General features: G+C 37.9%; 11 protein-coding genes. 7 read left to right on the plus strand and 4 right to left on the minus strand.

Annotated elements, in window-relative coordinates:
• Positions 1–1,831: penicillin-binding protein 2 (locus tag FJR08_RS05220; RefSeq protein WP_168632416.1), on the minus strand; the 1,831-nt coding region annotated here is incomplete at its 3' end.
• Positions 1,832–1,887: 56 nt separating this feature from the next.
• The gene (locus tag FJR08_RS05225; protein ID WP_168632417.1) at positions 1,888–2,559 is read right to left on the minus strand and encodes a hypothetical protein; all 672 of its coding nucleotides are present in this window, start codon (positions 2,557–2,559) and stop codon (positions 1,888–1,890) included.
• A 354-nt stretch (positions 2,560–2,913) separates the two neighbouring features.
• On the opposite strand from FJR08_RS05225, the gene FJR08_RS05230 reads away from it, so the two are divergent.
• The 4 genes from FJR08_RS05230 (at position 2,914) to glgB (ending at position 7,218) form a co-directional block, all read left to right on the plus strand.
• On the plus strand, positions 2,914–3,174 hold the full coding sequence (locus FJR08_RS05230) for a hypothetical protein (protein ID WP_041458057.1): 261 nt from the start codon (positions 2,914–2,916) through the stop codon (positions 3,172–3,174).
• A gap of 347 nt (positions 3,175–3,521) precedes the next feature.
• The gene (locus FJR08_RS05235) at positions 3,522–4,211 is read left to right on the plus strand and encodes a glutathione S-transferase family protein (protein ID WP_168632418.1); all 690 of its coding nucleotides are present in this window, start codon (positions 3,522–3,524) and stop codon (positions 4,209–4,211) included.
• Between the two features lie 40 nt (positions 4,212–4,251).
• The gene (locus tag FJR08_RS05240; protein ID WP_168632419.1) at positions 4,252–4,566 is read left to right on the plus strand and encodes a hypothetical protein; all 315 of its coding nucleotides are present in this window, start codon (positions 4,252–4,254) and stop codon (positions 4,564–4,566) included.
• Between the two features lie 360 nt (positions 4,567–4,926).
• Positions 4,927–7,218 (plus strand): 1,4-alpha-glucan branching enzyme, encoded by a 2,292-nt coding sequence (gene glgB / locus FJR08_RS05250; RefSeq protein ID WP_168632420.1) that lies wholly within the window; start codon positions 4,927–4,929, stop codon positions 7,216–7,218.
• Positions 7,219–7,666: 448 nt separating this feature from the next.
• Here glgB and FJR08_RS05255 read toward each other — a convergent pair whose 3' ends face one another.
• Positions 7,667–12,703 carry a RecQ family ATP-dependent DNA helicase gene (locus tag FJR08_RS05255; RefSeq protein ID WP_168632421.1) on the minus strand — a complete coding sequence of 1,679 codons (5,037 nt, stop codon included), beginning with the start codon at positions 12,701–12,703 and terminating at the stop codon, positions 7,667–7,669.
• Positions 12,704–12,753: 50 nt separating this feature from the next.
• Between FJR08_RS05255 and FJR08_RS05260 the strand changes: the two genes are divergently transcribed.
• The 3 genes from FJR08_RS05260 (at position 12,754) to FJR08_RS05270 (ending at position 14,916) form a co-directional block, all read left to right on the plus strand.
• A complete protein-coding gene (locus FJR08_RS05260) occupies positions 12,754–12,936 on the plus strand; it encodes a DUF3368 domain-containing protein (RefSeq protein WP_217357480.1) in 183 nt (60 codons plus the stop codon).
• A gap of 301 nt (positions 12,937–13,237) precedes the next feature.
• Entirely contained in the window at positions 13,238–14,311 is a 1,074-nt protein-coding gene (fba, locus tag FJR08_RS05265; RefSeq protein ID WP_148764048.1) for a class II fructose-bisphosphate aldolase, read from the plus strand.
• A gap of 131 nt (positions 14,312–14,442) precedes the next feature.
• Positions 14,443–14,916 (plus strand): DUF29 domain-containing protein, encoded by a 474-nt coding sequence (locus tag FJR08_RS05270; RefSeq protein ID WP_168632422.1) that lies wholly within the window; start codon positions 14,443–14,445, stop codon positions 14,914–14,916.
• 44 nt (positions 14,917–14,960) lie between these two features.
• Here the strand turns inward: FJR08_RS05270 and FJR08_RS23110 are convergent, their stop codons facing one another.
• A complete protein-coding gene (locus FJR08_RS23110; RefSeq protein WP_217357481.1) occupies positions 14,961–15,197 on the minus strand; it encodes a hypothetical protein in 237 nt (78 codons plus the stop codon).
• Position 15,198 lies beyond the last annotated feature (1 nt).

Here is a 15,198-nt window from a genome sequence, read left to right on the forward strand (position 1 = left end):
ACTTTTTCTTTTCCTCCTTTTCCTGACTAGGAGGAATTTGTTCAATAGGAATTAGTGATTCCATCACAGTTTTCACAATTGGTGCAGCTACTGTAGAACCATAGGCATTTTCTCCCTTTGGTTCATCCACAACTGCAAACACTACATAACGAGGAGATTCCACGGGCAAAATAGCGACAAAACTGGTAATTCTTGCACCCTTAATATATCCACCATTAGGACTAGCTTTTTGGGCCGTTCCCGTTTTTCCACCAATGCGATATCCGGAAATTTTTGCAGCTTTACCAGTACCCACATTCACTACTGTTTCCATCATTTCCACAACCTTTTGAGTAGTTGTAGCTGAAAAAATTTGCCGTGGTTCTGGGAGAGTCAGTGAATAGTGCGTTACTCCTTGACTATCAATTAATCCTCGGACTACATGAGGTGTCACTAATTTGCCCCCATTAGCTAATGCACCATGTAGTTGTACCAGTTGTAGTGGAGTTAGAGAAAAACCTTGTCCAAAAGATGTTGTGGCTGGTTCAATGGTTGAAGAGATAAATTGTTCTTGACTTTTTAGTTGACCCATAACTTCAAAGGGTAAATCCGTTTCAACTTTTTGTCCTAGTCCTAAACGTTCTAGCCAGTTGTAGTATATGGATGGTTTTAATCGTTGAATGATTCTCACCATGCCAATGTTACTAGAAGTTTGTAAAATCTCAGGAATAGTTAATCGGCGATAACCAGTTTTTTCGGCATTTTTGATCGTATGTATCCCGATTTTAATCGAACCAGGATCTTCAAAAGTATCGTCTGGTTTGATTGCACCATTTTCTAGAGCGATCGCCACATTTACAGGTTTAAAAGTTGATCCCGGTTCATAAAGATCAGCCACAGTCCAATTTCTAAACAGAGAAATATCAGATTTAGCATATTGATTTGGGTTATAGGTAGGTTGGGAAACCAAAGCAAGTATTGAACCATCAACCGCATCCATGACAACCACTGCGCCTCGTTTGGCACTAAATTTAGTCATTTGTTCTTTTAATGCCCCACGGGCTACCCGTTGCACACGGCTATCAATAGTTAATTGCAGTTTTAAATCATCAAAATGCAGAAATCCCTCAGTCGCATAATCCGGCATCAATGACCCATTACCAGACTTACTCATCCGAACTGTTTGTCCAGAACGTTCTAGTAACTTTTCCTGACTATATTCCACACCAGCCTGACCACGACGGTCAAGATTAACATAGCCCACCACATCTGCCACCAAATCATCTTGGGGATAAAATCGAGAGTATTTTTGAATAAACTCGAACCCATTCAAGCGGAGTGATATCAACTTATCAGTAATATCTTCAGAAACACCAGAAGCTAGTAAAATTCCACTGCGTTTACTTTGGAATATTTTAACTAAATCAGCCTTTTCTCTGCCAATAACTGGAGCAATTTTCTCAGCAATTTCCTCCTGGGATAGATCAAATAACTTGGGATGGCTATAGACATTATAAACAGGACGGTCAATAGCCAATATATTATTACCCCGATCTACTACCGGACGACGGGGCATATAAGGGCGTAAATTGACCATTTGCTGGTTTCGTGCCTTTTGAGTCAGCTTTTTTCCCTGAACAATTTGTAACTGATATAAGTTAAATGCCAACCCTAGCATAGCAATCATTAACACACCCCACACAGCCAACAATCGTAATTTAATATTGGGTGGGTTTTCCGGTATTTTCGGATCAATATTTCCTATTTGAGTTTGTTTAGAGAACTTTCGTTGTCGTCTGAATTCTAAATTACGTAAATTTCTCAATTTTGTTTTAATTGATGACTTCACCATTAGAGCAACATATAAGTTAGGGAATAGGAAATAGAAAGAATTTGACCAATTACCAATTAATATCCTAATGGAGAAGGAGGTTCAGGTTGTAATTCTGGTTGAGAAGTTGAAAATGACGATTTGGGATAATTATTAGATGTTGGTGGTAAGAAAATTGTCCCTTCAGAAGTTGGTGATACCATTTCCGTCCCAGGCTGTTCGGCTTCCTGTGCCATTTTGCTAGTCAGTGTCGCATTGGCAGTATTTAACTGTCGCTCATGACGTTGTAAGCTTTGTAGTTTACGGTACGAGTCACTCCAAAGCTCTTGAGAATATACTGTACAACCATAAACTATTAATGTCGCTACCACTAATAAAAATGTGAAAACGGATGAATAGCGATTAACTGTATACATACGTAGCAACCATGTTGGCATAGTCGCAGCATTACTCATTTTATTTAGAGTAGCAGTTGATTGTTTATCGGTCCCGGTAGGTTGTTTTTTACTCGTTTCTAAGCTGGAAATGCGGTTTGCTGTCTTATTTCTGCGAGAACCTAAAAAATTTAAATTTATCCAAGCATTCCGGGAAATAGGTGATTTAACTGCTATCGGTTCACTCAGAAGTCGGGAGAAATTCTGTGTCTTTTTATTCGGACTTCGAGAACGTCGTCTATTCAATGACAAAGGAAACTTGCCCCATAACCAGGCATTTTTTGGGGAAACTGCTGATTTACGTTCAAAAACCATAATTTTTCTGATGGTAAATACTTTATTTTTGACTTGATTGAATTTTACAAGAAAGACTGGGAAGTTTGAAAGCCCCTGAATAAGCATTGCGTAGCAATGCCTTATATGCTTTAGACAGGGGATGAAAAGCGACTCAGGTGGTTTTAACCTAAAGTTGCATTAATTAGATCAAGAATTTGAAGCTATTCTAACTCTTAATCATGATCTATTCGTGTTACATATAATCTACAAAAATGTTACAAAAAAGAATGAGTTGAAATATGTAATCAAAAAGTCCTAAAAAAAAATCAATAAATAAGGTATCTTATTCAACAGGCTGCATATTTTATTGCCACAATTGGTGAAAGAGGAGTTATGAAGACAAGAATTTTTGGTTTGGCTCTAATGTTAAGTCTGGCTACCATGCTTGGAGCTTGTGAAGGTGGTAGTGAACCAGCAGGTACTACCAGTTCTCCAGCAGCAACCACAGGTGGCGAACCAGCAGATACTGGTGCTACCCCTGCGGCGACAACCTCTCCTGCGGCGACAACCTCTCCTGCAGCGACAACCTCTCCTGCGGCGACAACTTCTCCTGCGGCGACAACCTCTCCTGCGGCTACTCCCAAAAAACCTTAGTATAGGGTAATACATCGCCCTCGTGATTAGTTGACTCTTTAAAAATTATTTTTCACAAAACTCTACTGAGAAAGTTAGGATAATTTGTGGATAAAGACTAAAGATTCAACTGCCTAATGGTATCAAGTTGGGTAAAAAACAGGAACATTCATCAGGTTTTGCTTCTGGGCTAGATTCAGTTCTCGCCCAGTTTGATTTTTTTTATGTTCGTTTTCACTTAGTCTAGAACCTAAAAGCTCTCCTTACGAGTAAGGTCAATCAGAGAGCGAATTATCAGCAATTAACGCTGTTTGACCAAGGTTAAACTACGTTACTTGTGTATCTCAGTAACCAAGTAAGATCAATGTATGTTGTTACTGCAATTTAGTACATCTCATTATTGTCGCAAAGCCCGATTGGCATTGGGTTATAAGAGAATTAGTTATCAAGTTGAAAATTTAACTCCAGGGCTGCATATTTTAAAGGTCAAGCCCTTAACTGGGTTAACAACACTACCGGTACTGTTACCCCAAATTGTCGGACAACCCCAAACTATTGCTGACTCTACAGAAATTTTCAAATTTTTAGAAGGCTATCAACCTGAACCTGCTCTATTTTTACCCAATTCAGAACAGCAAACTCAAGCTGCGATGTTGGAAGATTGGTTAGATGAAAGTATAGGAACAGCTACTAGGTTTGTATATTATCAATTTCGCGCTAGTGAAGGTAAGTCAATTGACCCTTCGCTATTTAGCCAAATGGTGATTAAAATAGTTAGACAACAATATGGTATTAATGATACTACCGTTGAATTAGCGCGAAAAAGACTCGCCAATGCTTTGTTAGTATTATCTGCATATTGGCAAAAAAGTGATTATTTAGTGGGTAGCCGCTTGAGTATAGCTGATATTGCGGCGGCGGCTTTATTGAGTCCTTTAGCATTGATTCCCGATTATCGTCAGGAGTATCCACAGGTTTTTGAACGAATTATCAATATCCACCAGCTATGTGCTGAACCATTACCACCTGGACTTGAGAAATTAAAAATTAGAAATTAAAAATTAAAAAAAATAGAATTTAGAACTCCAAGAGAAATTGATGAAACGCATACTGCTGCTTATTTTGGGCTTTACTACTAGCATTTTAGTCGCTTTAAGTGGTCATAGTGGTAAAGCAGTGATGGCATTACCACCACAAGAAGATATACCAGAAGATATATTGCGGACAGAGATCATTCTAACAGTGCGATCGCCCATTGATGGCAGAATCCTCACGCCCGCAGAATATGCCGAATTGCAAGCACAAATCCAAATAAGTCCACCACCACGTTTAGCCTCCGGTATCCGCGATAAAGTATTTTTGCTGCAACTACGCAAAACATTATTACAATTTTTCCCATTTTTAAGTATTTAATTAGGGAATAGGGGGTAGGGGAGGTGGGGGAGGTAGGGGAGGTGGGGGAGGTAGGGGAGGTGGGGGAGGTAGGGGAGGTGGGGGAGGTAGGGGAGGTGGGGGAGGTAGGGGGGAGAAAGAATTTTCCCAATAGACATCTCCGGTAAAGATTGTAGAGACGTTCCATGGAACGTCTCTACATGGGTTTCATGTCACGCATATTTAATTTTCGGAGATGTCTAATGACCACTGACCAATGACCAATGACCACTGACAACTAACAACTGACAACTGACAACTGACAGTGGCGACAAAGATGCAAGAATATGAATAGTTAAAAAGTAGATTTAGTTAATCACCATATATCACATAGGTAGCTTCATGTCCACAACCACAGTCGCCCCTGAACAGGTTAATCGCATTGTTGGCAATCAACATCACGATCCCTTTGAAATTCTGGGTTCTCATCTCATCGAGCAAAATGGTAAAACTGTCTGGGCTGTGCGAGCCTATCTCCCAAATGCCAGCGCTGCGTGGGTAGTAGTTCCAGAGGAACGGAAAGAATACCCAATGGATACAGTGCATAATCCACACTTTTTTGAATGCACCATTGAAACCCCAGAACTAAAAAATTATCAGTTACGCATTAAAGAAGGGGAACATGAGCGAGTGGTTAATGATCCCTACGCTTTCCGTTCTGCCAAATTAACAGAATTCGATCTACATTTATTTAGTGAAGGCAACCATCACCGCATTTACGAGAAATTGGGAGCGCACTCCACAGAAGTAGATGGTGTCAAAGGCGTTTATTTTGCCGTTTGGGCCCCCAATGCCCGCAACGTTTCCTTATTGGGAGATTTTAACCTGTGGGATGGACGCAAACACCAGATGCGGAAAGGACACACAGGCATTTGGGAATTATTTATTCCCGAAATAGGTGTAGGAGAACATTACAAATACGAAATCAAAAATTTTGAAGGACATATTTACGAAAAATCTGATCCTTACGGTTTCCAGCAAGAACCCCGGCCAAAAACAGCATCTATTGTTACTGACTTAACTTCCTACACCTGGAAAGACGAAGACTGGCTGGAAAAGCGGCGACACAGTGACCCCTTGAGTCAACCCATTTCCGTTTACGAAGTCCATTTAGGTTCTTGGTTACACGCTGCTAGTGCTGAACCTGCCAAATTACCCAATGGGGAAACTGAAGCTGTAGTTGTCGTTTCTGAACTAAAACCCGGCGCTCGGTTTCTGACTTATCGGGAACTAGCAGATAAACTCATTCCCTACGTTAAGAAATTAGGATATACCCATTTAGAACTCCTCCCAATTGCCGAACATCCCTTTGATGGTTCTTGGGGTTATCAAGTAACCGGTTATTTTGCGCCTACTTCCCGTTTTGGGACACCCGAAGACTTCATGTACTTTGTGGACGAATGCCATAAAAATGGTATTGGTGTCATTGTAGACTGGGTTCCTGGTCACTTCCCCAAAGATGGTCATGGTTTAGCCTTCTTTGATGGTAGTCACTTGTATGAACACTCTGATGCTCGCAAAGGTGAACATAAAGAATGGGGGACTTTAGTATTTAACTACAATCGCCATGAAGTCCGTAATTTCCTAGTGGCTAATGCCCTGTTCTGGTTTGATAAATACCACATTGACGGAATTCGCGTTGATGCGGTTGCTTCCATGCTCTACCTTGATTATTGCCGAGAACCAGGAGAATGGTTGCCTAACGAATACGGTGGTAGAGAAAATTTAGAAGCTGCTGATTTTTTACGTCAAGTTAATAGCTTGCTGTTTAGTTATTATCCTGGTGTGCTTTCCATTGCGGAGGAGTCCACATCTTGGCCAATGGTATCTTGGCCTACCTATACGGGCGGATTGGGCTTTAATTTAAAATGGAATATGGGCTGGATGCACGATATGCTGGATTACTTCAGCATGGACCCGTGGTTTCGTCAGTTCCATCAAAATAACATCACCTTTAGTATGTGGTATAACCACAGCGAGAACTTCATGTTAGCTCTTTCCCATGATGAAATCGTCCATGGTAAGAGTAATATGATCGGTAAAATGCCCGGTGATGAATGGCAGAAGTTAGCTAATATCCGTTGTTTGTTTACTTATATGTTCGCTCACCCCGGCAAGAAAACCATGTTTATGAGCATGGAATTTGGTCAGTGGAGTGAGTGGAATGCTTGGGCTGATTTGGAATGGCATCTATTACAGTTTGAACCACACCGACAGTTAAAGGATTTTTTCCAGTCTCTTAATCATTTTTACCGTTCTGAACCTGCTTTATACACTCAAGATTTTGACCAAGCGGGGTTTGAGTGGATTGACTGTACTGATAACCGCCATAGTGTGGTTTCCTTTGTCCGTCGTGACAAGAATTCTGACGATTTTATGATTGTGGTTTGTAATTTTACACCTCAACCTCATTCTCATTATCGGATTGGTGTGCCTGAAAAGGGTTTTTATACTGAGTTGTTCAATAGTGATGCTCGTCAGTATGGCGGTAGCAATATGGGCAATTTAGGTGGTAAGTGGACTGATGATTGGTCTTTGCATAATCGTCCTTATTCTTTAGATTTGTGTTTACCTCCTTTGGGTGTATTAATGCTCAAGTTGGATAAACAGAAATCTGCACAGGTGATGGAATAATACTTTAGGGTGGGCAATGCCCGCCCTATATTGTTTTTACAGCACTGCCCGGTATTATGAAGTATAAGAACCGCCCCATAACCCCCAATTCTGGGGGAACAAGAATTTGAAATTCCCCCAAACTTGGGAGATTTAGGGGGCGAAATAGGCACAAAACGAAGATAGATAGGACTTGTGTGTACACCGTAGCTTAGAAAGGGGGGAAATTAATCAAAGTCCCCCTTTTTAAGGGGGATTTAGGGGGATCTAGAAGGCTTATAGTTATAACTAGCAACTTGGGTTAGTTAAAAAATCCTCAAACTTTCCTTGCAAGCTGTCTATAGCCAGTGCATGATTTTTGGTAATTCGGTAACAACTGGTTCAAGCAGATAGTGAAAATGATTCCCTCTCAGAAAAATTAACCAGATGTAAATTACACATTGGGTATTGGGTAGACTAAATAATTTAATTACAAAACTTCTTCTACCTCAAAGTAAGGTAAAACAATATAATGATGATCTTCTGTTCCTTGATAGCGGGCTGTTTGATAATAATCATCATCCCGTTCAACTCGGAAGACAGTATAACCTTTTCCAAGTAAAGAATTATTTTGACAACACAAATTGTTTAGTTCATCTTCTCCTCTGTTAGAAAGGATACTAACAATACAATTTACATTCCTAGAATCTTTCCAATCAATTTTTTTGGAACTACGTAAATATAGTTGTCCCCATTCATGGGTATAGTTTTCTATAAATCTACGCCCAGATTGAGCAATTATATCTCTATAACTCAAATACAAATCCTTTGGTTCTAAAAACCATTGATAGCGAATACTATCAGGTAAATCAAGTCTATCTATGACAATCTGTTGAATATAAGGAGAATTAATATTAGTCAACACTTGTATTAATTCAGGATGTCTTAATTGTATTTTTTTGGGAAAGAGAATATATAACTCTTCTTTAGCTCTGGTAAAACCTACATATAACTTTCTAGCATGGTTTTCTAGTTCCCTTGGAGCAGCATAACCATTTCCTAAAACAAAAACATGACTAAATTCTGAACCTTTCGCACTATGGAAAGTAGAGAGAATCACCTTTCCTGGTCTTAACAAACGCGCTTCTTCTAACAAATAGACTATATCTTCCTGTGTCATTTCCGAAGATTCTGGTAAGGCGTGTAACAAAGCAGCCCAAGCAGCATCACAATCACTATAACCTAATTTTTGACGTAACTTTTCCAGATGATATTTAGGTTTAGAAACTCGCAAATCCGGTACTTTTTTTAATTCCTCTAAAATAGCTTGTCCAATCCGGCTATTACCAGGACGTAAATCATCTTCATTACTAAAAAATTGATAGGCTATATCTTGATCATTTCCCCAGCGTTCTTTGAGAATATGTTGTAAAAAACGCAAGTCTTTCCACTGATGAGCTAAAACCGCAATATTTTCTTTTGGTAGGTTTGGATCTGTCAGAATCTCAGCAATTTTATCTGCTATCCATGATGCTGCATGATATGGGTGATGATATTCACCCCACAATATTTTTCCTGGTTTATCATTATTGACAGATTCTATTCTTTGCTCAATTCCTTTGAGTCTTTTTTTATGAGATATTGCTTTTTCAATAAATCTATTAGCAAATTCAACAATTGTAGGACGTGAACGGTAATTTTGGATGAGAGGAATTATTGCTGTATTTGGTATATTGTAATCTTGACAAAAACGCCGAATAAACTGAATATCAGCACCAATAAACTCGAATAAATTTTGATCATCATCTCCTACTGCCATCAAGAAACTTTTTTGGCTTTCGTCTTCATCTTGACGATCAAATCCTGCTAAAAGTTTAATTATTTGGTATTGTGCATCATTCACATCTTGATATTCATCTACTAAGATGTATTGGTATTGTGGATGATTATCTGGGTCATGTAGATGCTCAATTAATTGATTTAACAGCCAATTAAAAAATTTTTCTCCCTGCTCATCTTGAGGTGCATCACTCCTTTTCTTTCCGGTGAGTTTCATAGCAAGTGCGTGGAAAGTTAAAGCATCTACTTGACTTCCATATTGGCCTAAGAGTTGGTAGAGCCGTTTTCGTACTTCAGCCGCAGCCGTGCGGTTGTAAGCTAAAACTAAAATCTTTGCTGGAGGTACACCCCTTGCTGATATTAAATAACTTACACGGCTAACAATGGTATGGGTTTTACCTGAACCTGGTCCAGCCAGTACCAATAAGGCACGACTGTAATCATCTGTAACAATTTGTTTTTGTGTTGGGTTCAGGTCTTTTAGTATTTTTTGTGAAATGGGTGAGTTACGAAATCCTCCTTCTAAATTTTTAAATTCTGGGAAATATTGCTGATCAAATTCATCCGAAGATTTTGTAAAATAATCTTTTAAAATTTCAATACGCTTTTCTTGTTTGATTCCTATTGTGAGTAATTTTTCCATTGCGTGGATGCGGCGCATTTTTTGTTCATAATGTTTATCAAGGTCTGTATATACTCCTTTAGACCAATTTTTTTGAGGTTTTACCGGTCTTAAACGATAAAGCATTTCTGTAGCTAAATTACCTCGACCCATTACTACTAAATTTAGGCGTTGCATCAAAGACAAAACTTCCGAAATATTATTGATTTCGTAATTTTTGCTTTCCAACAAATTTTCTAATTCTGCCAAATCAAGTATTTGGCTATCTGTTCTTGTCCATCGCTTTTGTGTAAATAGTATATCTAAACATTCTTCAACCATATCAATTTCTTTGCATTCCCTGTCTAACTCTTGATTAGCGGTTTTTAACCATTCAGTTCGTCTTTCTTCTTGTTTCAAAAATAAATGGATTGTGTCACGCCCTTGTTTACTATAATTAACTAATTTTAATCCTTTCAGAAATTGCAAAGATTCTGTTAGGGTTGCTTTTTTATCTATATCTAGCTGTTTTAAATCCTGCTCTACAGCATCTTGATAAATTTTGATATATCCTTCTTCCTCTAATTCTGGTGATTCTTGTTCAAGCCAATCCAAAAAACATTTAGTGCTTACGTAAAATTGATTTGATTTTTTTCTAGTTCCTGTATTTAGTTTAAAAGCTATTTCATATTTCCAATTCGCAAATCCGTCTTTAACAAATTGACGAATAGACTTAACAACATCCAAAGGTGATATACCTATTGATAGCGATATGTCGCGTACATCTAGTTGAATATTTTTTTCAGGATGCCTCAAGCCAATTTCTAACAAAAAATTGCCTATGGTTTTACTACTATTATTTAACTTATTAACTTCTTCTTGGTTCAGTTCTTTTTTGAGGCTAATATTGAGGTAGCAAGGACAAGATTCTTCTTCCTTAATTAGTCCAGCTTTTTCTAAATAATAAATAGCTACTCTTGTTTGAGTTGCTAAAATTTCTTCATCTTCTTGATTTAAAGGAGTGGCAAAATCTAAAGCACTAACCCAGGCTTCTCCTGTTTTTTCTTTTTTTAGTCTTTCTTTAATGATATCCCGGCAACCCCGAAGTGCATTAAGACTAATTTGCGATCGCACTTCCTGATCAAAAATCCACTCAAAATCATCTGGATGCCAAAATAAATAAGCTGAACCTTTCTCATTTTCTTTCCGTGCAAGTCTGCCAATTTCCTGAAGATAAGCCTCTGGAGTTCTGGGTGGTGCAACATGAATCACAGTATGAATACTTTCTCTATCAATACCCATTCCAAAAGCATTAGTAGCCACTACTACATCAATTTCACCTGATTTAAAAGCTTTAATAACCTGTGTTTTATCAAAAATTCGAGAATGGAAAAATTTTGCTTTAAACCCACAACTATTAAGTGCTTGAGCATATTTTTCCGCCATCCGGCGAGTAGGAACATAAACAATAGCTACTCCCGAACCTTTACCTTTTGCTAAATACTCTTTAGTTTTCTGAAATCGCTTTGAGTTGGGAATATCATCTATTGATTTAGGTCTTTCTACTATTTCTACATAGGATGTAATTTCTGGTCGCCATTTAAAAGATTCTTCCCCTATAGGTAAACGCTCAAATGAACCTTGTACTAAAGCACCAAGTTTTTCTACAGTATCTTTAATATCTTGTTCTACTTTTTGTGTTGCAGTAGCAGTGACTAAACCAAACTTAATAGAATGATTTATAGAATTATTTTTAGATTTATAAAATTCCTGAAGACCATTAGCAATTCGCAAAAAATCCGGTCTAAAATCATGCCCCCATTGGGAAAGAGTATGTGCTTCATCTAATACCCACATTTCTGGTAAACGATGTTTTAAAATGCGTTTAATGGTTGGTTGTCGTAGTCGCTCAGGAGATAAATAAAGAATATCTATTTTACCATTCCAAACACCATCAATTACATTCCGTTGTTTTTCTAAAGTTTGATTTCCTGCAATCATTTCTACTCGCTCTACATAATCATGTAATCCTTGTTTTTCTAATATTTTTTTCAAGTTGTCCACTTGGTCTTCCATAAGTGCCTGGAGGGGAGAAACGATAATGGACAAACCCCGACGATAGCGAGAAAAGATAAGTGCAGGAAGTTGAAAAATAATACTTTTACCGCCTCCTGTGGGTAAAATTCCTAAAGGTACTGTTTCTCCCTTTAATAGTGCCTGAATTATTTCTAGTTGATGTTTACGGAATTTATTATGATTAAAAAAATATTTAAGTTCTTTTTCCAGATTATCTTTATCAACTGGAATAGAAAATGCTTGATTTTCAGCTTCCCTAAAAGTAGAAAATTCATTTTCTAACCAAACAGGGCGGCGTTTTTCAGGCTGATTTAGCTGATATAACCAATTTAAAAATACCACTGCACCTAAATTTTCAATTTTTCTTGGTAGTCCTTGCAGATAATTTTCTAAAGCCGCAATATTTAATTTAGTATGTTTTAATGTATCCCATTCTGTTTGTTCTATTGATTCAATTTTACCAATTAGATCGCGGGGATAACCAGGAGGAAGTAATTGCCATGCCCAATAACGTACTAATTTAGGTAAATTATTACATATATCTTTGTAGATACTATAACTTTCCCAAGCATCTTCTATCGGATTACTTAACCCTAATTCTTCACGATAGAGTTTGTTTAACTTGTGTTGTGATTTTCCTACAAAAAACAGGCTAGATACTTCTAAAGTGTCACAAATTTTTGCATTAAGTTCTGCTGGTTTTTTACGTTTTGCCCTTGTATAAAGATGAGGTATATCATGATAACGAATATTATGCCCGATAATAACTTGAGCCTGTTCAATTCGTTCTAAAATTTGGGTTATAATAATATCAGTAGGATATTGATAATGTTCTTCTCCTGTGGAAGATATCAAGGCTATTTCAGTAATGTTCCATTTATCTTTTTCAATATTTATTCTCTCAATGTCAAGTAAAACACAGCCAGAGGGCAGTGAATTGATAGGTGAATCTGCCTTGACAATGCTGTTATCACCACTGGTATTATTTTTATCGTTTTTACTTATTACCATATTCCCTCTATGTAAAAGCAGATTTTTTAATTGATGAACGTCGTGTCCGCATGATTGCTGCTAGACTTAATCTCCATTATACCGGAATTTTAGGAGTTTTAGTAGAAGCCAAAAGTCAAGGTTTCATTTCTACTGTTAAACCTCTGTTAGATGATCTTATTAATAAAGCAGGATTTTGGGTTGCTGAACCTTTGTATAAAAGTGTCTTACGGCTAGTTAATGAAACAAAGTAAAATCAGGTCAGAAGATTATGGGTAATTATTGAATCATAGATGCGATCGCTTAAAGTTAATTTATGGCAAAATGCGATCGCCAGGTAAATGCACAGGCTAACACTTAGTTTCTAGATTTACAAAAACATTACATAGCGTGAGAATATCAGCCTATAAATTTTCTCAACAAAAGCACCCACTACTAGATATAATTTTCTGTAAGTTGAAAAAAACATTAAGATTAGCGTAAAAATTACATTAAAATAAAGATTACGCTTCTATTAAACTGACTAGCTAAATACCCAAATTAGGAGGAATATATATGGCTCTCGTACCAATGCGGTTGCTTTTGGATCACGCTGCTGAACACGGTTATGGTATCCCCGCTTTTAACGTCAACAACTTAGAGCAGATTCAAGCAATCATGAAGGCTGCGGTGGAAACAGATAGCCCCGTAATCTTACAAGCTTCTCGCGGCGCTCGTAACTATGCCGGAGAAAACTTCCTCCGTCACCTGATTTTGGCTGCGGTAGAAACCTATCCTGAGATTCCCATTGTCATGCACCAAGATCATGGTAATGCTCCTTCTACCTGCTATTCAGCTATCAAGAACAACTTCACCAGCGTCATGATGGATGGTTCTTTGGAAGCTGACGCTAAAACCCCTGCCAGCTTTGAATATAACGTGAGAGTTACCAGCGAAGTTGTCAACGTTGCTCACTCTTTGGGTGTCAGTGTTGAGGGTGAATTGGGTTGTTTGGGTTCTCTAGAAACCGGCGCGGGTGAAGCTGAAGATGGTCATGGTTTTGAAGGGACTCTTGACCATTCTCAACTATTAACTGACCCTGATGAAGCTGTTGACTTCGTAGAAGCAACTCAAGTAGATGCTTTAGCTGTTGCTATCGGCACAAGTCACGGTGCTTACAAGTTTACTCGTAAGCCTACAGGTGAAATCTTGGCTATTAGCCGCATTGAAGAAATTCACCGCCGTTTACCTAACACCCACTTGGTAATGCACGGTTCTTCTTCTGTACCTGAAGATTTATTGGCACTCATTAACCAATATGGTGGCGCTATTCCTGAAACCTACGGTGTACCTGTGGAAGAAATCCAAAAAGGTATCAAGAGTGGTGTGCGTAAGGTAAATATTGACACCGATAACCGTTTGGCTATTACTGCGGCTGTGCGTGAAGCTTTGGCTTCTAATCCCAAGGAATTTGATCCTCGTCACTTCCTCAAGCCTTCTATTAAATATATGCAAAAGGTTTGTGCTGACCGTTATGTACAATTTGGTACTGCTGGTAACGCAAGCAAGATTAAGCAAGTTTCTTTAGAAGATTATGCTGCTAAGTATGCTAAAGGCGAATTAGCAATGAGAGCGGCTGCTAAAGTTTAATTTGGCAGTATGAGAATTAGGGCATAGCATTGCTATGTCCCTACAACAATAAACCAGGTAACGTTAATGTTTCCTGGTTTTATTAATTAATGTGATAGACTTAAGTAATGGCATAAATAAGGCTATCTGTTATGACTACCAATTTACAATCTACATCCTTGAGTAGTTATCTTTATGAGCAGGATTATTGTTCGTGGCTAGAAACGACAGCTAAGTTATTGCGTAATCATCAATTAGATCACGTTGATTTTGAGCATTTGATTGAAGAAATAGAGGACATGGGGAAAGAGAAAAGACGTGAACTTAAAAACCGACTCATAGTTTTACTCATGCACTTACTCAAGTACCAATATCAACCTAAAAAACGTTCTTCTAGTTGGGTAAGTACAATTTGGGAACAGTTTTATCAAATTGAATCTTTATTGGAGGATAGTCCTAGTCTCAAACCTTATTATTTAGAAATATTTTCTGATTGTTATTTAAAAGCAGTTCGTGCGGCTAATACAGAAACTAAATTACCTATTGATTCTTTTCCCACAGAGTCTTCTTTTCTCCCTGATGATCTGACTAATCCTGATTTTATCACCATGCAATTAAGTTCATAAATTTAATCGCAAATCCAGTTTCTTTAATTGATTGCCTAAAGATACTAATAATAGTAAGATGTGAAATTTATTGATTGCAATGGGCAATAAATCTGTTGGGAAAAAAAGGCCAAAAAATAGGGGGAAGTTGAACTTTCCCCCTGTTTATCGTTGTGATGATCATTTGGCTTTTGATTTTCTTTGAGTTTCTGTCTGAGCATCTGTCTTTGTTTTTTTAGTTGCCATTTTCTTGCAGCACCACCTCGGCCTTTATCGTTTCTGCCCTTGTAGAGACGTTCCATG

This window comes from Dolichospermum sp. UHCC 0260 (assembly GCF_009711985.1).
Classification (GTDB): Bacteria; Cyanobacteriota; Cyanobacteriia; order Cyanobacteriales; family Nostocaceae; genus Dolichospermum; species Dolichospermum lemmermannii.

Bases quoted from the DNA above. Each gene is read 5' to 3' on its own strand.
- FJR08_RS05255 (WP_168632421.1), bottom strand. From the start codon at position 12,703: ATGGTAATAAGTAAAAACGATAAAAATAATACCAGTGGTGATAACAGC.
- FJR08_RS05230 (WP_041458057.1), top strand. From the start codon at position 2,914: ATGAAGACAAGAATTTTTGGTTTGGCTCTAATGTTAAGTCTGGCTACC.
- FJR08_RS05235 (WP_168632418.1), top strand. From the start codon at position 3,522: ATGTTGTTACTGCAATTTAGTACATCTCATTATTGTCGCAAAGCCCGA.
- fba (WP_148764048.1), top strand. From the start codon at position 13,238: ATGGCTCTCGTACCAATGCGGTTGCTTTTGGATCACGCTGCTGAACAC.
- FJR08_RS05270 (WP_168632422.1), top strand. From the start codon at position 14,443: ATGACTACCAATTTACAATCTACATCCTTGAGTAGTTATCTTTATGAG.
- glgB (WP_168632420.1), top strand. From the start codon at position 4,927: ATGTCCACAACCACAGTCGCCCCTGAACAGGTTAATCGCATTGTTGGC.
- FJR08_RS05240 (WP_168632419.1), top strand. From the start codon at position 4,252: ATGAAACGCATACTGCTGCTTATTTTGGGCTTTACTACTAGCATTTTA.
- FJR08_RS05225 (WP_168632417.1), bottom strand. From the start codon at position 2,559: ATGGTTTTTGAACGTAAATCAGCAGTTTCCCCAAAAAATGCCTGGTTA.
- FJR08_RS23110 (WP_217357481.1), bottom strand. From the start codon at position 15,197: ATGGAACGTCTCTACAAGGGCAGAAACGATAAAGGCCGAGGTGGTGCT.
- FJR08_RS05260 (WP_217357480.1), top strand. From the start codon at position 12,754: ATGATTGCTGCTAGACTTAATCTCCATTATACCGGAATTTTAGGAGTT.